The organism is Streptomyces sp. NPDC023838 (assembly GCF_040639555.1).
In the GTDB taxonomy this organism is placed as follows: domain Bacteria; phylum Actinomycetota; class Actinomycetes; order Streptomycetales; family Streptomycetaceae; genus Streptomyces.
Genome location: NZ_JBFAAD010000020.1, coordinates 1 through 19383 on the forward strand (window position 1 = coordinate 1; position 19383 = coordinate 19383).

Annotated in this window: 16 protein-coding genes; 4 read left to right on the top strand and 12 right to left on the bottom strand. The window is 71.8% G+C overall.

The features are described from left to right. On the top strand, window positions 1–195 hold a 195-nt coding region (locus tag AB0G17_RS23415), incomplete at its 5' end, for a hypothetical protein (protein WP_361386037.1). Window positions 196–393: 198 nt separating this feature from the next. On the opposite strand, the gene AB0G17_RS23420 is transcribed toward AB0G17_RS23415, so the two are convergent. Then, a complete protein-coding gene (locus AB0G17_RS23420) occupies window positions 394–1401 on the bottom strand; it encodes a stage II sporulation protein M (RefSeq protein WP_361386040.1) in 1008 nt (335 codons plus the stop codon). A gap of 163 nt (window positions 1402–1564) precedes the next feature. On the opposite strand from AB0G17_RS23420, the gene AB0G17_RS23425 reads away from it, so the two are divergent. Continuing rightward, entirely contained in the window at window positions 1565–2665 is a 1101-nt protein-coding gene (locus tag AB0G17_RS23425; protein WP_361386044.1) for an RDD family protein, read from the top strand. Between the two features lie 117 nt (window positions 2666–2782). Here the strand turns inward: AB0G17_RS23425 and AB0G17_RS23430 are convergent, their stop codons facing one another. The 8 genes from AB0G17_RS23430 to AB0G17_RS23465 form a co-directional block, all read right to left on the bottom strand. Continuing rightward, window positions 2783–3400 (bottom strand): hypothetical protein, encoded by a 618-nt coding sequence (locus tag AB0G17_RS23430; protein ID WP_361386047.1) that lies wholly within the window; start codon window positions 3398–3400, stop codon window positions 2783–2785. A 186-nt stretch (window positions 3401–3586) separates the two neighbouring features. Beyond that, a complete protein-coding gene (ahcY, locus tag AB0G17_RS23435) occupies window positions 3587–5044 on the bottom strand; it encodes an adenosylhomocysteinase (protein ID WP_361386050.1) in 1458 nt (485 codons plus the stop codon). Window positions 5045–5428: 384 nt separating this feature from the next. Then, window positions 5429–6394 (bottom strand): cation diffusion facilitator family transporter, encoded by a 966-nt coding sequence (locus tag AB0G17_RS23440; protein WP_361386053.1) that lies wholly within the window; start codon window positions 6392–6394, stop codon window positions 5429–5431. Between the two features lie 69 nt (window positions 6395–6463). Further along, window positions 6464–7630 (bottom strand): mannose-6-phosphate isomerase, class I, encoded by a 1167-nt coding sequence (manA, locus tag AB0G17_RS23445; RefSeq protein ID WP_361386056.1) that lies wholly within the window; start codon window positions 7628–7630, stop codon window positions 6464–6466. A 261-nt stretch (window positions 7631–7891) separates the two neighbouring features. Beyond that, window positions 7892–9034, bottom strand: coding sequence for an SIS domain-containing protein (locus tag AB0G17_RS23450; protein ID WP_361386059.1), 1143 nt, complete (start codon window positions 9032–9034; stop codon window positions 7892–7894). A 98-nt stretch (window positions 9035–9132) separates the two neighbouring features. Further along, window positions 9133–9315, bottom strand: a complete 183-nt coding sequence (locus tag AB0G17_RS23455; protein WP_067159781.1) for a Trm112 family protein — start codon at window positions 9313–9315, stop codon at window positions 9133–9135. Between the two features lie 270 nt (window positions 9316–9585). Further along, complete coding sequence (locus tag AB0G17_RS23460; RefSeq protein ID WP_361386063.1) at window positions 9586–10947, bottom strand: phosphomannomutase/phosphoglucomutase; 1362 nt, start codon at window positions 10945–10947, stop codon at window positions 9586–9588. A 267-nt stretch (window positions 10948–11214) separates the two neighbouring features. Then, the gene (locus AB0G17_RS23465) at window positions 11215–11634 is read right to left on the bottom strand and encodes a DUF3499 domain-containing protein (RefSeq protein WP_266980284.1); all 420 of its coding nucleotides are present in this window, start codon (window positions 11632–11634) and stop codon (window positions 11215–11217) included. A gap of 273 nt (window positions 11635–11907) precedes the next feature. On the opposite strand from AB0G17_RS23465, the gene AB0G17_RS23470 reads away from it, so the two are divergent. Further along, window positions 11908–12378: a metallopeptidase family protein gene (locus tag AB0G17_RS23470; protein WP_361386068.1), complete on the top strand. Its 471-nt coding sequence runs from the start codon at window positions 11908–11910 to the stop codon at window positions 12376–12378. Between the two features lie 32 nt (window positions 12379–12410). On the opposite strand, the gene AB0G17_RS23475 is transcribed toward AB0G17_RS23470, so the two are convergent. The 3 genes from AB0G17_RS23475 to AB0G17_RS23485 form a co-directional block, all read right to left on the bottom strand. Continuing rightward, window positions 12411–13973 (bottom strand): DUF5719 family protein, encoded by a 1563-nt coding sequence (locus AB0G17_RS23475; RefSeq protein ID WP_361386071.1) that lies wholly within the window; start codon window positions 13971–13973, stop codon window positions 12411–12413. Then, window positions 13970–17767, bottom strand: a complete 3798-nt coding sequence (locus tag AB0G17_RS23480; protein ID WP_361386074.1) for a glycosyltransferase — start codon at window positions 17765–17767, stop codon at window positions 13970–13972. The genes AB0G17_RS23475 and AB0G17_RS23480 overlap by 4 nt, the downstream gene beginning before the upstream one ends. A gap of 177 nt (window positions 17768–17944) precedes the next feature. Continuing rightward, a complete protein-coding gene (locus AB0G17_RS23485) occupies window positions 17945–18208 on the bottom strand; it encodes a WhiB family transcriptional regulator (protein ID WP_067159810.1) in 264 nt (87 codons plus the stop codon). A 660-nt stretch (window positions 18209–18868) separates the two neighbouring features. Here AB0G17_RS23485 and AB0G17_RS23490 point away from each other — a divergent pair. After that, window positions 18869–19378, top strand: a complete 510-nt coding sequence (locus AB0G17_RS23490) for a cysteine dioxygenase family protein (RefSeq protein ID WP_361386077.1) — start codon at window positions 18869–18871, stop codon at window positions 19376–19378. Window positions 19379–19383 lie beyond the last annotated feature (5 nt).

The following is a 19383-nucleotide window of genomic DNA, read 5'->3' on the forward strand; positions in this document are numbered from 1 at the left end:
TTTGGCACGCTGTTGAGTTCTCAAGGTACGGACGCTTCCTTTGTTCCCGTTTCCGGGCCCTCCGGGCGCTTCCTTCGTTTCCGACTCTATCAGACCGTTTCTCGATCCGATTTCCTCGGTGCTTTCCAGGTTTCCGCTTTCGCGTTTCCCTTTCCGGCGATTCCGACTCTATCAGAAGCGTTTCAGCCGAGCTAATCGGCTTCGTGATTCGAATCAATCGGAGATGGCTCTTCGGAAATTCAATTTCCGGTGAGAGCGAGAGAGATACTAGCCAGTTGCGCCCGAACTTGTCCAGTCCGTCGCAACCGTTTGAATCTACCTCCCCACGCTGACCGTGTCAACGGTTTTTGTGGGCGAAGAGGACAGTACCAGGTCAGAGGGGTCGTACGCACATCACGCGGCAGTGGGGAGACCCGCGCTGCGGTCCGGTTCGTCGACGTCGCCCGTCTCGCCCTCACGTACTGCCCGGCCGCCGAGCACGTACACGTACACGAGGAACGCCAGCTCGGCGGTGATGCCGATGGTGATGCGGGCCCAGGTGGGGAGACCCGACGGCGTGACGAAGGCTTCGATCAGGCCGGAGACGAACAGGACCAGAGCCAGGCCGATGGCCATACCCAGGGCCGCGCGGCCTTCTTCGGCGAGGGCGTCGCGGCGGGTGCGCGGGCCGGGGTCGATGACCGTCCAGCCAAGGCGTAGCCCTGTACCCGCCGCCACGAAGACAGCGGTCAGTTCAAGAAGGCCGTGTGGGAGGACCAGGCCGAGGAAGGTGTCCAGGCGGCCGGCCGAGGACATGAGGCCGATGCCCACGCCCAGGTTCAGCATGTTGGAGAAGAGGACCCAGAGGACGGGCAGCCCCAGGAACGCGCCCAGGACCAAGCACATGGCCGCTGCCTGCGCGTTGTTCGTCCAGACCTGGGCCGCGAAGGAGGCGGCGGGGTGGCTGGAGTAGTACGTCTCGTACTCGCCACCGGGTCGCGTCATGTCCCTGAGCGTCTCTGGGGCGGCGATCGACGACTGGACTTCGGGGTGGGTGCCGATCCACCAACCGATGATCGCGGCCAGGGCGGTCGAGAGCAGGGCCGCCGGAATCCACCATCTACGCGCGCGATAGACGGCTGCCGGGAATCCGGCGGTCAGGAAGCGGGCGGCGTCCCGCCAGGACGCGCGACGGGTGCCGGTCACCGTGGCGCGGGCTCGGGCGACGAGCTGGGTGAGACGGGCCGTGAGCTGCGGGTCCGGCGCCGAGGACTGTATCTGCGAGAGGTGCGTCGAGGTGCGCTGGTAGAGGGCGACGAGTTCGTCGGCCTCGGCGCCTGTCAGGCGGCGGCCACGGCGCAGCAACTGTTCGAGTCGGTCCCACTCGGGATGGTGGGCGGTGACGAAGACGTCGAGGTCCATGGTCGGCTGCTGCTCCAGGCACTGGGTGCGTACGGTCCGTACTACTGCGGCGCGCTGCGGGCCAGCTTGGCAGACTGAGGTTTCCGAGGGTCGGGGAAGGTCGCTGCTTCGGCGGCACTGGTGAAGGTGTCGCTTCGGCGGCGACGGTGAAGGGTGGGTACCGGTGAGTGCTCTGGTCACGGGGGACGCGGTCGTACTGGGGCTGCGGCCCGCACGGCTGCCCAGTCGCGCTTTCGCGCTCCTCATCGACATGGCTGTCGCTTGGGCCGCCTACCTGATCGTGTCGTTCGCCCTGCTGCTGGCCACCGCGTCGCTCGACGATGCCGCACAGGCGGCGATAGCCGTCGCGATGTTCGTCCTCGTACTCGTCGGAGTGCCCATAGCGGTCGAGACGCTGACGCACGGGCGCTCTTTGGGAAAGCTCGCCTGCGGTCTGCGGGTGGTGCGTGACGACGGCGGGCTGATCCGCTTCCGGCACGCGCTCGTGCGCGGGGCGATGGGCGTCGTCGAGATCCTGTTGACCTTCGGGGTCGTGGCCTGCATCGCGTCGTTGGTTTCGGAGCGGGGGCGGCGGATCGGGGACGTGTTCGCGGGGACCCTGGTCGTACGGGAGAGGGTGCCGGGCGGGCGGGCGGCTGCCGTGCCGCCCCCTCCGCCCTGGCTGATGGGACGTTTCTCCGGGCTCGATCTGTCGGCAGTGCCGGACGCTCTGTGGCTGGCGGTACGGCAGTACCTGACGCGGATGGGCCAGCTCGACGCGCAGGTGAGCTGGGCGATGGCCGTCCGGCTGGCCGACGACATGGTGGCGCGGACTGGAGCGCCGGCGCCGGAGGGTGTGCCCCCGGCCGCGTATCTGGCGGCGGTCATGGCCGAGCGGCAGACGCGGGACGCGCGACGGGCGTTCGGGGCGGCACGGGCGACTGGCGGGGGCAGCGGGCTCGGCGGCGACCTCACCGGAATCAGGGATTTCGGTACGCCGATGGGCGGGGCAGCATCGGCGATGGGCGAGCCGTCAGGCGGGAAGCCCGCCGCACCGGCGTCCCACGGCCTGGCGTTCCGCGGCCCGGTGCCCTACGGGGCGCTGCCCGCCCCGGCCGCGCCCGTCTGGGCCCCCACTCCCCCGCGTATGCCACCCGCGACCGCCCCGTCCGCATCCGCGGCATCCACCTCCAGCGCCTCCGCCCCCTCGGCGCCGAAGCCGGGGTTCGAGCCCGAGCCCGAGCCCGATGCCTGGTCCGCCACGGGCTTCGTACCACCTGCCTGAATCACCCGGCCCGCCCGGCCCTGCGCGATCGGCCGCCCCCAGGCCCCGGCCCCCGCCCGCCCGTCCAGGTCGCCCGCCCGCGCCTGCCAGGCACGAGCGGCACCGCGGGATGGATACCTACGGCGCCCAGACCGACGGCGGGCTTTCGAGGGATTCGAGCTCGATTCCAGGAGCTGCCAGGACCACGTCACCGGCGATGTGGACGAGGTGCTGTTCGCCCGTGTCCAGGGCGCTGACCTGGTATTCGTCCACGGTCAGAGGGCCGTTGTCAGTGGCGTGCGCTTCACTGTTCACCAAGGCCCAGGACTGGTCGAGGGTGCGGGGAGCCAGGACCGGGTCGGTGAAGGCGACGAGGCGTACGCGGGTCGCGGGGGAACCGGGGGTGAGGCGGAGCAGACGTGACGTGGCGATGAGGAATGCCGGGGAAGAGCCGGTGAAGGCGTGGGCGGGGACGTTGCCTTCGGTGGCGTGAGTGCCGGTGGGGTCGGTGCGGACCCAGGTGACGCCGTCGAGGGCGGCACCGCGCACCTGCCAGCTGCCGGCGTGGAGTTCGAGACGGATGGGGCGGCCGCGGTCGTCGAGGGCGAGGTCGACGGAGCCGGCGGGGTCGCCGGAGGGGGTGGTGATCTGGGAGACGTAGCGCCAGCCGGAGGGGCCGGGCGCGCAGTGGAAGTGTTCTTCGCCGAGGGGGGTGTGATCGTGCGGATCGTGAAGCGAATACCGGCCGCGGGGCATGGGGTCTTGTGGTCCTCGGGGGCGTAGGGGTGGACCGTTGTACGGAGCGGGGTACGGGGCAGGCCCCCGGCACGGGGGTCCGGGGGCCTGCCTTGTACCGCTGCTCTCGCTACTGCGTACTCGATACCGCGGCTGCTGAATCCGTTGGATCCGTTGGATCCGTCAGTCGCGGAATCGGTAGCCGGGTCAGTAGCGGTAGTGGTCCGGCTTGAACGGGCCCTCGACCTCGACGCCGATGTACGCGGCCTGCTCGGGGCGGAGCGTCGTGAGCTTCACGCCGAGCGAGTCGAGGTGGAGGCGGGCGACCTTCTCGTCGAGGTGCTTGGGCAGCACGTAGACGTCGGTCGGGTACTCCTCGGGCTTGGTGAACAGCTCGATCTGGGCCAGGGTCTGGTCCGCGAACGAGTTGGACATCACGAACGACGGGTGGCCGGTCGCGTTGCCCAGGTTCAGCAGGCGGCCCTCGGAGAGGACGATGAGGACCTTGCCGTCGGGGAACGTCCAGGTGTGGACCTGCGGCTTGACCTCGTCCTTGACGATGCCGGGGATCTTGGCGAGGCCAGCCATGTCGATCTCGTTGTCGAAGTGGCCGATGTTGCCGACGATCGCCTGGTGCTTCATCTTGGCCATGTCCGCGGCCATGATGATGTCCTTGTTGCCCGTCGTGGTGACGAAGATGTCGGCCTTGTCGACCACCTCGTCGAGCGTGGTGACCTGGTAGCCGTCCATCGCCGCCTGCAGGGCGCAGATCGGGTCGATCTCGGTGATGATCACTCGGGCGCCCTGGCCGCGCAGGGACTCCGCGCAGCCCTTGCCCACGTCGCCGTAGCCGCAGACGACGGCGGTCTTGCCGCCGATGAGGACGTCGGTGGCGCGGTTGATGCCGTCGATCAGGGAGTGGCGGCAGCCGTACTTGTTGTCGAACTTGGACTTGGTGACCGCGTCGTTGACGTTGATCGCCGGGAAGAGGAGGGTGCCGTCGCGGTGCATCTCGTACAGACGGTGGACACCGGTGGTGGTCTCTTCGGTGACGCCGCGGATCTCGGACGCCAGCTGCGTCCACTTCTGCGGGTTCTCGGAGAGGGTGCGGTTCAGCAGGGTGAGGATGTAGCCGTACTCCTCGCTGTCCGCGGTGGACGGGTCCGGGGCCGCGCCGGCCTTCTCGAACTCGACGCCCTTGTGGACCAGGAGCGTGGCGTCACCGCCGTCGTCCAGGATCATGTTCGGGCCGCCGGTCGGGGAGTTCGGCCACGTGAGGGCCTGCTCCGTGCACCACCAGTACTCCTCGAGCGTCTCGCCCTTCCAGGCGAAGACCGGGACGCCCTGGGGGTTCTCGGGGGCGCCGTTGGGGCCGACCGCGATGGCGGCGGCGGCGTGGTCCTGGGTGGAGAAGATGTTGCAGGAGGCCCAGCGGACCTCGGCGCCGAGGGCGACGAGGGTCTCGATCAGGACGGCGGTCTGCACCGTCATGTGCAGGGAGCCGGTGACCCGGGCGCCGGCGAGCGGCTGGGTGGCGGCGTACTCCTTGCGGATCGACATCAGGCCGGGCATCTCGTGCTCGGCGAGGGTGATCTCCTTGCGCCCGAAGGCGGCGAGGGAGAGGTCGGCGACCTTGAAGTCCTGGCCGGCGTCGACAGTCGTCATGGCGAGCTGCTCCTCGTGGATGGGTCGAGGGTGGGTACGGAAGGTCTGCGGGCGCGCCGGGGCACGGCGACGGCCACACGGACACCAGCGGGTGCCCGGGGCGGACATCGCGATGTCCGGGCGGACACCGGAGTGTCCGTGGGCACCAAGCGGTGCCCGTCGCGCTCACAGCGCAGTCCGTCGGAGGCCCTCTCTCCCTCGGCCGGTGCGCGTGGCGTACCGACCGACCGCCATCAGCAGCGACGTCTGGCTCTGGTCACGAATCTACACCGATCGGCCCAGCCGCCCCCAGCCCGTCCCGGATGACGAGGTGGCGAAATCCAGAGTCGCGAGCCTCCCCAAAGGGGGTCTTTCAGGACTCGGTGGCCCGTACTCGACGAGAACTCAGTGCCCCGTGCCGCCCGGCGTGGCCGCCGGGTCCGGGCCCGCCGCGGCTTCCGCGGCACTGTAGATGTCCGGCTCCAGGTAGATCACCCGGGCGATCGGGACCGCCTCGCGGATGCGGGCCTCGGCCGCGTTGATGGCGTGGGCGACCTCGGCCGCCGTGTCGTCGTGCTGGACCGCGATCTTGGCCGCGACCAGCAGTTCCTCCGGGCCCAGGTGGAGCGTACGCATGTGGATGACGGAGGTGACCGTGTCGCCGTCGACGATCGCCGTACGGATCTTCTCCACCTCCTCCATGCCGGCCGCCTCGCCGAGCAGCAGGGACTTCGTCTCGACCGCCAGGATGAGGGCGATAAGGATCAGCAGCGTGCCGATGCAGAGGGTGCCGACGCCGTCCCAGACGCCGTCGTCGGTGGCCAGCGCGAGGCCCACGCCGCCGAGGGCGAGGACGAGTCCGATCAGGGCGCCCGCGTCCTCAAGGAGGACTACAGGGAGCTCGGGGGCCTTCGCCCGGCGCACGAACTGCGACCAGGAGAGCGCGCCCCGCGTCTCGTTCGACTCCTTGATGGCCGTACGGAAGGAGAAGCCCTCGGCGACGATCGCGAAGACCAGGACTCCGACGGGCCAGTACCAGGCCTCGATCTGGTGCGGGTGCTTGACCTTCTCGTAGCCCTCGTAGAGGGCGAACATGCCGCCCACCGAGAACAGCACGATCGAGACGAGGAAGGCGTAGATGTAGCGCTCCCGGCCGTAGCCGAAGGGGTGTTGGGGCGTCGCCTCACGCTGCGCCTTCTTGCCGCCGACCAGCAGCAGCCCCTGGTTGCCCGAGTCGGCCAGCGAGTGGACGCTCTCCGCGAGCATCGACGACGAGCCACTGAAGAGGAACGCCACGAACTTGGCTGCCGCGATCGCGAGGTTGGCGCCGAGCGCCGCCACGATCGCCTTGGTTCCGCCTGACGCACTCATACGTGCACGTGTTCCCTTCGTCGGTGTCGCGGCCGCCCGGGTGCCGCCATACGGCCGCACATTGTTGCATCAGGCCACGACAGTGGCGCGAAAAACGGTGCCCGTTCCGGACAGTTCGGCCTTTTCGCCTGCCCGGACGAAGGCCGCCTGACCCGGGGCGAGCCGCAGGTCGCCGAGTTCCACCGCACCCGCCGTGCACAGGACGATCTGCGGGGTCCCGGCCGTCAGGTCCGTCGGAGCCGCGCCCTCCGCCCGTACGAAACGGGACAGGCGGAACTCGTCGATCGGGGTGTCGTAGAGCTCCTCGCCCATCTCCGACGCCTCGGGGCGCAGCACGCCCGGGTCATTGGCCTCGAAGCGGACGACCTGGAGGAGCTGGGGAACGTCCACGTGCTTCGGGGTCAGGCCGCAGCGCAGCACGTTGTCCGAGTTGGCCATGATCTCCACGCCCATGCCGCTCAGATACGCGTGCGGGACGCCCGCGCCGAGGAACAGGGCCTCGCCGGGCTGGAGCCGGACGTAGTTGAGGAGCATGGCCGCGATGACGCCCGGGTCGCCCGGGAAGTGGTGGGCGAGCGTGGCGTAGGCCCGGTAGGCGTCGCCGCCGAGGCGCTCGCAGGCCGCGGCGGCCTCGGTCACCGTCGCCGCCATCTCCTGCGGATCGGCGGTCAGTACGGCCGTGAGGACCTCGCGCAGCGCCGCCTCTTCGGGGTGGGCGCGCAGAAGGTCCACATACGGCTTGAGGGAGTTCACGTCGAGCGAGGCGAGAAGTTCCGCGGATTCTTCCGGAGCCCGGAACCCGCACATGCCTTCGAACGTTGTCAAGGCACAGATCAGTTCGGGCTTGTGGTTGGCGTCCTTGTAATTGCGGTGCGGGGCGCCGAGCGGAACGCCCGCGCTTTCCTCGTCCGCGTAACCCCGCTGCGCCTGGGCGAGATTGGGATGCACCTGAAGCGAGAGGGGGGCGCCTGCCGCCAGCAATTTGAGAAGAAAAGGAAGACGGGGGCCGAACTTGGCGACGGCCGCGTCACCGAGCTCCGTCGTCGGGTCCGCTGCGATGACGTCGGAGAGCGGGATCTCGCCCGCACCCCGGTCGATACGGGACGGGGCGCCCGGATGCGCGCCCATCCACATCTCGGCCTGGGGCTCACCGGTCGGGGTGGTGCCGAGCAGTTCCGGGATCAGCGTCGTGGAGCCCCAGGCGTAGGGGCGCACGGTGTTGGCGAGACGGTCCATGGTTCGCGTGGTCTCTTTCGCGTGGTCTCGTACGGGTTCGGTCGCTGTGCGCTTCGGCAGCTGTCGGTCTCGGTCTCGGTCACTGCGGGCAGCCGTCGGCGTCGGTCATGGTCGGCAGTCGTCGGCATCGGCCACGGCCGGGAGCAGTCGGCGTCGGCTCGGCGTCGCCCGCTGCTGTCCTCGGCCACTGGGTGTCCTCGGCCACGGGGGCGCGTCGGCACCGAGCTGCACCAGGCGTCATCGGGCTGCACCGGCGGCGCCCTACGCCGGGGGCGGCGTCGACGCGAGGGCGAGGTACGCGGTCGCGAAGTCCGTGAGGGCGAGGAGCTCCGCCAGGCATTCCAGCTCCGTGCCCTCCTCCGGCTCCAGCTCGCTGATCTGCGCCTCGTGGTTCAGGGCGAGTTCGCGTGCGGCCGGGGCCGCGGAGAGGCCGTCGGCCGGGCGGTCGCGCAGCAGGACGACCCGGGCGTGCAGCGTCGCGGGCTCTTCCACACGGTCGCGGAAGAAGTCGTCCGGGTCGGCGCCCTCCCCGAGGGCGCCCGCGAGCAGGATGCCGTGCGACGCCAGCGTCTCCGGCAGCTCGCCGGCGAGTGCGGGGCGCCCCGCGAGCTCGGCCAATACGGTCGCGAAGCGGCGGCCCGCCGGGGCGGCGGCCTCGCCCTCCGTCCAGACGAGGGGAAGCGAGTCGGCGAGTTCCGTCGCGAGGGTCTTCGCCGGGTTGCTGTACGTGGCGATGGCCGGGCCGCAGCGTTCCGCGGTGCGGTCAAGGCGGTCGGCGATCTTCTCCAGCGTCTCCGGAGGCGCGGACATCAGCCCGAGGCGGTCGAGCAGGGCGAGGATGGGGGTGAACAACGCCCACAACGCGCTCGGGGAGGCGGCCGGGGTCCTCCCGTCCTCGTACAGCTCGTGCGGGGCCGTCGCCAGCGGCACCACCAGGCCGTGCACACCGTCGACGGCCTCGGAGAGCGGGGAACCCTTCGGGGCGACGGCCACGACCGTGCAGCCCCGGCGGTAGGCCTGCTCCGCGAGGAGCGCCAGGCCGGGCTCGCTGCCGTCCGTCGTCGTGATGAGCAGGAGGTCGACGGAGCCCGCCCAGCCGGGCAGGTTCCAGCGAAGGGCGCCGGCCGCGGCGGCCACTCCTGTCGAGACGAGGCGGGCGACCGGCGCGGAGGCTCCGGCCAGCGCGGTGACCAGGTCGGCCACGCCCTCGGCGGCGGTGCCGGGGCCCGCGACGAGTACGGCTCGGGGGCGGCCCTCGGGCTGTAGCTCCGCGATGCCCGCCTCGATGGCGTGCCGGGCGGCGGTACGGACGCGGGCGCCGGCCTCCGCGGCTCCGCGCAGCAGACCGCGGCGGTCCGCGCGGGCCAGGGCTTCCGGCGCGTCGAGCAGCGACTCATCGAGCATGTGCGGCGGCCTCCGGGGCGATCGGGGTTCCGGGTCACTCGGTTCCCGGCTGGTGCGCCGGGCGGGGTCCGCGGGACCGGGGTCCGCGCGGGGTGGGGTCAGGCCGGGCGGCGGGCCTCGTCGACGAGGAGGACGGGGATGCCGTCGCGGACCGGGTACGCGAGGCCGCAGTCCGCGCCGGTGCAGACCAGCTCGGGCGTCTCCTCGGCCGTGGCGTCCTTGAGCGGGGCGTGGCACGCGGGGCAGGCGAGGATGTCGAGGAGGCCGGCTTCGAGCGGCATGGGGGTCCTTCCGGAACGTCTTCGTCGTCTACGTATACGTGAATCGGGTGCCGTGGATCAGGTGCCCGGATCAGGCCTTGTCACCCTACCGCCGGGGTGGGGTGTGGGCTCCCCGGATGGCGTGGCCGGACCGGTGGTGGCGGCGGATGCCGCACACCGGCCCGGGAGGCCGCCGGGACCAGGCCCGGCGGCCGAAATGGGACCCCGGCCCCCCACCGTCCGGCGCTGGACGGCGCTGGACGGCGCTGGAGAGCACGGGACGGCGCGGGACTACGCCCGTACCAGCGCCAGGACCTCGTCCCGCAGCTTCGCCATCGTCGGCTCGTCACGCGCCTCGACGTTCAGCCGCAGGAGGGGCTCGGTGTTGGAGGGGCGCAGGTTGAACCACCAGTCGGCCGTGGAGACCGTCAGGCCGTCCAGCTCGTCCATGGTGACGCCCTGACGCGTCGCGAAGGCCTCGCGGACCGCCTCCGTACGGGCGGTCTGGTCGGTCACCGTCGAGTTGATCTCGCCCGAGCCCGTGTAGCGGTCGTACGCCGCCAGCAGGCGGGAGAGCGGGGCCTTCTGGGTGCCCAGGGCGGCCAGGACGTGCAGGGCCGCCAGCATGCCGGTGTCGGCGTTCCAGAAGTCCTTGAAGTAGTAGTGCGCGGAGTGCTCGCCGCCGAAGATCGCGCCCGAACGCGCCATCTCCTGCTTGATGAACGAGTGGCCGACCCGGGTGCGGACCGGGGTGCCGCCGTTCTCGCGGACGACCTCCGGGACGGACCAGGAGGTGATCAGGTTGTGGATGACCGTGCCGCCCGGGTGCTTGGCCAGCTCACGGGCCGCCACCAGCGCGGTCACGGCGGACGGGGAGACTCCCTCGCCGCGCTCGTCCACCACGAAGCAGCGGTCGGCGTCGCCGTCGAAGGCGATGCCCAGGTCGGCGCCCTCGGCGCGGACGCGCTCCTGGAGGTCGACGATGTTGGCGGGGTCCAGGGGGTTGGCCTCGTGGTTGGGGAAGGTGCCGTCGAGCTCGAAGTACATCGGTACCAGCGTCAGCGGCAGACCGGCGAAGACGGTCGGGACGGTGTGGCCGCCCATGCCGTTGCCCGCGTCCACGACGACCTTGAGGGGGCGGATGCCGGAGACGTCGACCAGGGACTTGAGGTGGGCGGCGTAGTCCGCGAGGGTGTCGCGCTCGTCGAGCGTGCCGGCCGTCGCCGCGGCTTCCGGAGCGCCCGACTCCGACCAGGCCTCGACCAGGGCGCGGATGTCGGCCAGACCCGTGTCCTGGCCGACCGGGGCGGCGCCCGCGCGGCAGAGCTTGATGCCGTTGTACTGGGCCGGGTTGTGGGACGCCGTGAACATGGCGCCGGGCAGGTCCAGCTTCCCGGACGCGTAGTAGAGCTGGTCCGTGGAGCACAGTCCGATCATCGTGACGTCCGCGCCCTGGCGGGCCGCGCCGCGCGCGAACGCCGCCGACAGCCCGGGCGACGAAGGACGCATGTCGTGTCCGACCACGATCGCGTCGGCGCCCACCACCCGTACGAAAGCCGCTCCGAACAGCTCGGCCAGGGACTCGTCCCACTGATCCGGCACCACCCCGCGGACGTCGTACGCCTTCACGATCTGCGACAGATCAGCAGCCACGGCCCAACCCTTCTGAATTCATCTGCGGGGACATGCGGCCCCCTGGTCCGAGGCTACCGGCTGAGGCTGTCAGGGCTGCGGCGCCTGTGGAGAACCGGACGGCGGTGGAACTCGGCGGGCGTCGGCCCCGGCGGGCTCGGGGCGCGAAAGGGCGGGGCGCGAAAGGGCGGGGTGCGGAGGGGCGGGGCGGGGAGGGACGGTGCGCAAAGGGGCGGGGCGGGGAGTCGCGCGTCCAGCACGCTCAGCCCCCTCGGCCTCCTCGCCCCGTCAGGGCTCCGGTGAGCGCAGCACCCGGAGGTGGCCTCGGCGGGCGACCTCCATGGGGTCGGCCGCGCGGGCGCCGCCGGCTTCGGCGGCGCGTTCGTGGGGGCGGGCCGCTTCCCGTACCGCGTTGGCAAGCGCTTCCAGATCGTCGCCGCTGGGGCGACCGGGCGCGGACGCGTCGGTGAGGCGGACGACCTCCCAGCCGCGGGGCGCGGTGAGGCGCTCGCTGTGCTCGGCGCACAGGTCATAGCAATGGGGCTCGGCATAGGTGGCGAGCGGGCCGAGGACTGCGGTCGAGTCCGCGTAGACGTACGTCAGTGTCGCGACGGCAGGGCGGCCGCACGCGGTGCGCGAACAGCGACGTACAGGGCTCACGACGTTGGACGGTACCGCACTCTTGAGCGGGCCGCGACGACTCTCCACCGGGTCACTCCACCGTGTCGCGGTGTGAGCTCGGGCACAGCGGCCCCGTGAGCAACTGGGCTGACCTGCACGGGAAGAGGGCCGCACGGTCTGTGACCGGACCGATTACGTTCCGTACTTGAGAATCTTCCGGTCAAACGACGTGAAATCCACTGTCTCGTATGGGCCGGTAATCGCTCTCAAGCGAGAGGGAAACGGTCATCCCGCGACATGCCGCGGAACGGGCCGCCGCCGCGATCGCACGGCGCTTCGGAGGGCTACGCTGCGTCAGTGATGGACAGTTCCAGTTCCGGCATCGGCGCCGGCCCCGACTCCGTACCGGCCGGCCCGCGGCCCCGCCGCCGCGACCGGCACGGCAGGGGCATGCGCGGACCCGTGGCCCCGCCGCAGGTGCCGCTCTCGGCGAGCCGCGCGGAGAGCTTCCGCGACCTGGTGCGGGACTCGGTCGAGCGGCTGGAGCGACGTTGGCCGCAGCTGGCCGACGTCGACTTCCTCGTCTCCGACGTGCCGCTGCCCGAGTCCGACGACGACGGGTGGAGCGACGAGGCCGTGCCGCTGGGGCGCGCGCTGCCCGCGTCCAAGGGCTCGCCCGCGCGGATCATCGTGTACCGGCGGCCGGTCGAGATCCGCACCAAGAGCCGGGACGAGCGGGCCCTGCTCGTCCACGAGGTCGTGGTCGAGCAGGTCGCCGAACTCCTCGGCCTGGCACCGGAGTCGGTCGATCCCCGCTACGGACAGGACTGAACCGAACCGAACGCGTTCACACGCGGAAAGACTCAGTCGTCCAGTACCGACAGGTCCTGCTTCGCCGTTGGGACCGCGACCGTCCCCTTGTCGTCGGGGAGCGTCTGCACGGTGAACATCGGGATGCCGTCCTGCGGCAGCGCCAGGGTGCGGGAGGCGTAGACGGGGCCGCTGCCCGGCTGGGTCTCGACCGTCAGCGCGTACGAGCCCTTGAGCCCGGACGGGACCGGCGGCTCCACCGCCAGCGTGGTGCCGGCCTTCACGGTGTACGTCTTGGTCTGCGACTCGCCGCCCTCGGTGCCGGGCGACGCGGTGACCTTGACCGTGGCGGCGGCGGACGGCGCGGTGAGCGCCAGCGTCGAGCCCTTGGCCCGGTTGTCGGCGGCCGTGGACCGGTCGCCGACCGGCGCGGTGGCCGGAATGTATGCGGTCTCCTGCTTGTCACCCGTGCCGCGCACTACGCGCAGCGCCGCCACGATGGGCGTTTTTCCGCCATCCGAAGTTGGGGTGAGCAACAGGGAACCCGCCTCGCCCCTCATCACGTTCTTCAGATCAAAGGACGCCGTCATCCCCGACTTCACGTGGACGGTGTCCAGACCAGCAGGGGTGAAGCCGCCGCTCGCACCGGCGAGGCGCACCTTGAGATCGGCGTCATCGGCGCCCTTGGCGTACACCACCAGGCGTACGTCAGTGGCGTCGCCCGGGATGCCCGGGAGGACCTGGCTCGCCGCCGGGTCGGCCGACGCGGGCAGCCAGTCCGCGCCCGCCTTCGCGTCCGATGCCTGCACGACCGCGCCGACCCGTCCGGAGCGGGTCGTGACGTGAACCGTCAGGTCATCGGCCGCCGCCGAGGTCAACGTTGACAACAGAACAGGGACGCTGGATTTCGCGGGGACCGTAATGCCCTCCCCCACCTCCGACTTGATGACGCCGTCCTTGCCGAACAGCTCGATGTCGGCGACCGCCGCGGAGTCGTCGGGGTTGGTCAGGTGGACGTAGTCCTGACGGGTCTTGGCGGTGGAGGCGCCGGGGAACCAGAAGTCGGTGTCGGGTTCGGTGCAGCGGGTGCCGAGCACCGCGCGCGTGTCGCCCGCCGAGACCACCGTGGTCTGCTGCGCCGCCCAGCCGGGCGCCAGCGGGCCGTCGGCGGACCCGGCGAGCGCGGGTGCGTCGGAGCCGTCGGCCGTGGCCGACGCGGGCTTGCCGGGCTCCTTGAGGGTGACGACCGCCTTGTTGGGGTCGGGCTTCTCGGGGGTCTTCCCCTTTTTGCCCTTCTTGTCCTTGTCGGCCGCCTTGGCCGGGGTGCCGTCGGTGAGCGGGGTGACGGCGGGCTTCAGCACGGCGCTGCCCGCCGTGCCCGCCTTGGCGCCCGCGTCGCCGCTGCCCTTCGGGGTGTACGTGGTGTACGTGGTCTCCGCCAGGTCGGACAGGCTGGGCGCCGGGCACAGCAGGCTGGAGCGCTCGACGGGCAGTCGTGCCGGAGCCTTCGCGTCGGCCTTCCCCGAGTCGCCGCCCGGCGCCGTGACGGCCGCGAAGCCGGTGACGGCGGCGAGGGCGACGGCGGCCGCGATCAGGGAGAGAGTGCTGCGGTTCACTGGTTGCTCCCGTCGGGGCGGTGCGGCTGCTCGGTGTCGTGGCCCTGGCCGTCGTGGCCCTGGCCGTCGTAGCCCTGGCCGTCATGGCTCCGGCCGTCGTGGCCCTGGCCTCCATGGCCCTGGCCGGGGATGCGGCCGCCCTCGCCGCCCTGGCCCTGCGCGTGACCCTGCCCCTGGCCCGGCGCCTGGTCCGCGCCGTAGCCATAGCCGTAGGGGTCGTACGCGGTCTCCTGCGGCGGGTACTGCTGCTGTTGGTACGGGTCGTACTGCTGGTACTGCTGCTGGTACGGGTCGTACTGCTGCTGCGGGTACTCGGCGTTGGTGTACGTCGGCGCATCCCACTGTCCGTAGGACTGCTGCTGCGGGACGTCGGCGTACTGGGTGGCCGCGTACGGGTCGTGTTCGGGGGCCGGGGGCGCGGTGGCCGGCGGGGGCGGGAAGTCCTGGTCCGCCGGGTCCTCGCCCTGCGCGGACGGCTCGGCGCCGGCCGCCTCGGCCTCGGCCTCCGCCTGGGCACGCAGGCGGCGGGCCCGGCGGCCCTCGCCGTCCCGGGCGGGGGGCAGCACCGGCTGCTCCTCCTCGGGCAGGTCGTCGTCGATCCGGCGGCGACGGCCCGGCAGGGCGAGCACGACGAGCACCAGGGAGAGGAGCGACTGGGCCCAGATCCACGCGGTGTGGGTGAAGGGAGCGTCGTAGGTGATGTCCAGACGGCCGCCGTCGGCGGGGAGTTGGAAGCCCTGGGCCCAGCCGTCGACGGTGGTCTTCTTCAGCGGCTTGCCGTCGAGGGTCGCGGTCCAGCCGGGCGCGGCCCGGTCGGCGATCCGCAGGACGCGGCCGTCCGCACCGGCCGGGATCTTGGTGTGGACGTCGACCGGGTCGGCGGCGACGGCCACCGGCTCGGCGGTACTCGTCTGCGCCGCTCCCGCGGCGGCGGCGGAGGCGGCGGCGGGCGGCACGATGACGGCGCGGGCGACCTGCCGGTCGACGCGCCACAGGGCGCTGCCGTCGAGCTGGCTGAGCCGGCTGAGGCCGGGGGTGGTGTCCAGGACCCGGCCGAACGCGCCGGGCGCTCCGTCGCGTACCAGCACATAGCGCACGGCGAAGCCGCTGAGCTGGGAGGACTGGTCGGCGCCGGAGCCCGCGACCAGGTTGGCAACGACCTTGTCCAGGCGCGGGTCGCTGCCTCCGGAGACGGCGAGTTCGGCGTCGCCGAGGCGGCCGCCGGAGCCGCGGACCAGGGTGTAGGAGACCTTGGCGGCCGAAGTGCCGCCCAGGACGAGGGTGCGGGCCTGGTCGCGGGTGCCGCTCTCCTCCGCGACGAACGCGGGCACCTGCACCGGGTCGCGGCGCTCCAGCGGGCCGTCGGCGCCGCGCAGCATCCAGCCGCCCGCCGCGATCAGCGGAGCGGCAGCGGCGGCCAGGGCGATCAGCGCGGCGACGGGCTGGCGCCAGCCGAAGCCGTGGGCGGCGACGCGCTCCTTGGCGCCTTCGGCGCCGAGGACGGTTGCGGCGATCAGGGCGAGGCCGTAGAGGAGGGTGGCCGGGCCCGCCCAGCCGTCGTTGTTGGAGAGGGCGGCGAAGAGGAACCCGGTGAGGGCGACGGCCCAGGCGGTGCGGATCGCGAACTCCCGCTCGCCGCGCAGCAGTGCGGCGAGCGCGGCCAGCACGAAGCCGACGAGGAGCAGTCCGCCGACCGTCTTGGGGCCGCCGGGGCTGGCGCCGAGCAGGTCGAGCGCGGAGGCCGTGCCGTTGCCGTACTCCAGGCCGGCCTCACGGAAGAAGCCGGACGGGCCGGTGAGCAGGGTCAGCGACCAGGGGGCGAGGATCAGGAGAGGGGTGCCGACGGCGGCGAGGAAACGCAGTCCGTAGGCGGTGAGGTCGTCGCGGCGCAGCGCCAGGACCGCGAGGCCCAGGAGCACGGCGAGCGGCCAGACGACCGGGGTGAACGCCATGGCGGCGGTGAGCAGCAGCGCGTACGTCCACGTCGCGCGCCACGAGCCCCGGCCCTCGCCGCGGAACCCGGCGGCGGTGATGCCCGCGCGGGCGATCAGCGGGAGGAGCACGGCGAGGACGGCGGTGCCCAGGCGGCCGGTGGCGAGGGCGCCGGTGGCGGCGGGCAGGAAGGCGTAGGCGACGGCCGCCCAGGCGCGCAGCAGGCGCGACTCGACGAGCGGGCGGGAGGCGAAGTAGGCGGTGAGCCCGGCCAGCGGGACCGAGCAGACCAGCAGCAGGGTCAGTGCGAAGCCGGTAGAGCCGAAGCAGAGGGCGGCGAGGGCGGCGATGACCGCGAGGTAGGGCGGGGCGGTCTGGGTGCCGCCGGTGCCGATGGGGTGCCAGGCGTCCGCGTAGCGGCCCCACAGGTCGCCGACGTCCGGGGGCGCGGGGAGCAGGGCGCCGCCGGAGAGGGCGCCGCCGCCGAGCAGTTCGCGGCAGGCGACCAGCGAGATCAGCAGGAGCAGGGCGAACAGGACGGGCGCGGGTTTGCGGGCGATCTTCTTCAGCCGCGCGAACTGCTCGATCTCAAGGAAGTCGGCGTCGTCGCCGCCGGGCCCCGACTCGACGGCGCCGTGCCGGGAGCCGCCGGTGTCCTCGGTCCCGGCGCCGAGGCTGGAGGCGACCTGTTCGACGGTGGCGCGGACGGTGGCGCCGGGCGGCGGGAAGAGCGGTCGCAGCTCGCTCGCCTCCACCCCGCTCTTGCCGCGGGCGCGCCGTCCGGTGAGGATCCGGCCGGGCCGCAACAGGGTCGCGGACAGGCCCATGATCTCGTCGACGGCCTGGCCGGGAGCCTTGCCGAGCAGATACGCGAGGGTGCGCAGCACGGTGCCGACGAGGATGCGCAGGAAGACGTAGGGCAGCGCGGCGGGGCGCGAGTTGACGAGCATCGTGTAGACGGCGCCCGCCTTGTCGACCCGGTGCGGGTCGACGGCGGAGCGGCCCGCACAGTCGACGGTGCGGCGCTCGCGGGCGGCGGCCTCGGCGTGCCGTACGACGGCTTCGGGGGCGACGAGGACGGAGTGCCCGGCGGCGTGCGCGCGCCAGCACAGGTCGACGTCGTCGCGCATCAAGGGCAGTCGGCGGTCGAAGCCGCCGAGCTGCTCCCACACGTCGCGGCGGATCAGCATGCCCGCGGAGGACACCGACAGCACCGGGCGGACCTGGTCGTGCTGGCCCTGGTCCTGTTCGCGCCGGTCCAGGCCGGTCCAGCGGCGGCCGCTGCGGGCGATGGAGACGCCCACTTCGAGCAGCTGCTTGCGGTCGTACCAGCCGCGCAGTTTGGGGCCGACGATCGCGGCGTGGGCGTCGGAGTCGGCGACGCGCAGCAGTTCGGCGAGGGCGTCGGGCGCGGGGGCGCAGTCGTCGTGCAGCAGCCAGAGCCACTGCACGGGCTCGCCGTGCGGCAGTTCCGGCAGGTCGTAGGTGTCGTCCCGCCAGCTGCGCGAGACGGGGTCCCAGCCGCTGGGGCGCTTCAGGTACGGGAGCTCCTCCGGGCCGAGCACCCCCGCGGAGCGGACGGCCTCGTCGACGGCGGCGCCGAAGCCGGTGCGGCGCGCGAGGTGCAGGACGCGGTCGGCGCCCAGGGCCTCGGTGACCAGGCGGGCGGAGTCGTCGGCGCTGCCGGTGTCGGCCGCGTACGCGCTCTGCACGGGACGCTCCTGACCGAGCAGGCCGGCGAGGGCGTCGGGCAGCCAGCGCGCGCCGTCGTGCGAGACGAGCACGGCGGTGACGACGTGTCTGGGGAACTCGGGTGCCGCGGCCTCGGAGTACGGGGCCGTCGACTGGCTGTGCACGGACATCGAGGTACGGGCCCCTCCGGCCGGGGTCCGGGGGTTGGGGGCCCCGGAGGCTGCTGTGCTGACTGGCAGCGCCCCACACTAATGGTTGGGGAACGCGGCAGTCCGCCGCCTGCGCGGGCCGGGTGGAGCCGGAGGGGGCCCGGACGGGGTCCGGAGGGGGCAAAGCCCCCGAAAAAACTAGACCGCCGCCTTCTTCAGGCGGCGGCGCTCGCGTTCGGACAGTCCGCCCCAGATGCCGAAGCGTTCGTCATTCGCGAGGGCGTATTCGAGGCACTCGGAGCGGACTTCGCAGGCGAGGCAGACCTTCTTGGCCTCCCGGGTGGAGCCGCCCTTCTCGGGGAAAAAGGACTCGGGGTCGGTCTGGGCGCACAACGCGCGCTCCTGCCAGCCGAGTTCTTCGTCCACATCGTCGACCAGCAGCTCCTGGAACACCTCGGTCATGTGCACCCCTCGTCTGTCTTTGCTGCCCCGTGATGCTGCCGCTACCGATTTCGGGCGAACGACACGAGTGAAATTACAAGTGTGCGGATCCGGGCCAGTCAAGCCGAGATCTGCTATTGGGCCCCGTATTCACTCTGCGGAACCAAAGCTATACGGAAAGTGTTCAAATCGGCAAAAACCATGACACATGCCAATGGCTCAATCGCACCCTCCGTCACCTGCCCAGAGAAGACGAGCCCAATATCGATCTTGTTGCGTCCGGGTGACGGAAGCGACTGGGATCACAGTCCGGTCACGAGGGCGCGATGGCGTTTACACGCACGGTTGCAGCGCCACATCTCCGGTGGCGCCGGTGCACAAACCTTTCTCCGTACGCAGTAACCGGATGAGGTGAAACATTACGGCCAAATCGGGTATTGAGTTGACAGCCGGGCTCTTCTTGGTCACCTTTGTTGCATGCCAGCCACCGCAGCGCTCTTCGCGACCCACGTCCGTGGGTTCCGCAGCGCTGTCCAGGCGCGCTGTTGCTGTTCCAGCTGTTGATGCCGTAGCGCTCCAGCTTCTTCACCGCGTTCCCCCGCCCTTCCGGGCCCCCGCGAACACGCCTTTGCGACACCCCCGCACTGCTTCTTGAGTTACTGCCGAGGAACCACCGCATCCATGAACAGCGACAGCGACCTTCAGATCGCCGGCGACATCCTTGAGGTCCCGCACCTCCTCCAGCCCGCCCGCGAGCACCCGAGCACCGTCGCCGACTTCGTCGGCCTGGCCCGCTCGCTCGCGGCCGACCCCGCCCAGTGGGAGCAGCTCGTCCAGTACGACGCGGCCAGCCGCTGGTACCACCGGCTGCGCACCGGACCCGGTTACGAGGTCTGGCTGCTGTCCTGGGTACCCGGGCAGCGCAGCGGGCTGCACGACCACGGCGCATCCTCGGGCGTACTGACCGTGCTCCAGGGCGAGTTGACCGAGCGCACCGAGCGCGGCGCCCGCACCCTGGCGGCCGGGGCCCAGCGGGTCTTCGCGCCCGGCTATGTCCACGAGGTCGTCAACGACTCCCTGGAACCGGCCGTCAGCCTGCACATCTACTACCCGGGTCTGACCGACATGCCGATGCACAGCACTCAGGCCGAGTTGTCCACAGCCGCCGCCCCCGATGTCGTGCCCGCCTGACAGAC

What these genes read in the sequence shown, in the direction of transcription:
- AB0G17_RS23420 (WP_361386040.1), bottom strand. Translation starts at nt 1,401, where the DNA reads ATGGACCTCGACGTCTTCGTCACCGCCCACCATCCCGAGTGGGACCGA.
- AB0G17_RS23430 (WP_361386047.1), bottom strand. Translation starts at nt 3,400, where the DNA reads ATGCCCCGCGGCCGGTATTCGCTTCACGATCCGCACGATCACACCCCC.
- ahcY (WP_361386050.1), bottom strand. Translation starts at nt 5,044, where the DNA reads ATGACGACTGTCGACGCCGGCCAGGACTTCAAGGTCGCCGACCTCTCC.
- AB0G17_RS23440 (WP_361386053.1), bottom strand. Translation starts at nt 6,394, where the DNA reads ATGAGTGCGTCAGGCGGAACCAAGGCGATCGTGGCGGCGCTCGGCGCC.
- manA (WP_361386056.1), bottom strand. Translation starts at nt 7,630, where the DNA reads ATGGACCGTCTCGCCAACACCGTGCGCCCCTACGCCTGGGGCTCCACG.
- AB0G17_RS23450 (WP_361386059.1), bottom strand. Translation starts at nt 9,034, where the DNA reads ATGCTCGATGAGTCGCTGCTCGACGCGCCGGAAGCCCTGGCCCGCGCG.
- AB0G17_RS23455 (WP_067159781.1), bottom strand. Translation starts at nt 9,315, where the DNA reads ATGCCGCTCGAAGCCGGCCTCCTCGACATCCTCGCCTGCCCCGCGTGC.
- AB0G17_RS23470 (WP_361386068.1), top strand. Translation starts at nt 11,908, where the DNA reads ATGGACAGTTCCAGTTCCGGCATCGGCGCCGGCCCCGACTCCGTACCG.
- AB0G17_RS23480 (WP_361386074.1), bottom strand. Translation starts at nt 17,767, where the DNA reads ATGTCCGTGCACAGCCAGTCGACGGCCCCGTACTCCGAGGCCGCGGCA.
- AB0G17_RS23485 (WP_067159810.1), bottom strand. Translation starts at nt 18,208, where the DNA reads ATGACCGAGGTGTTCCAGGAGCTGCTGGTCGACGATGTGGACGAAGAA.
- AB0G17_RS23490 (WP_361386077.1), top strand. Translation starts at nt 18,869, where the DNA reads ATGAACAGCGACAGCGACCTTCAGATCGCCGGCGACATCCTTGAGGTC.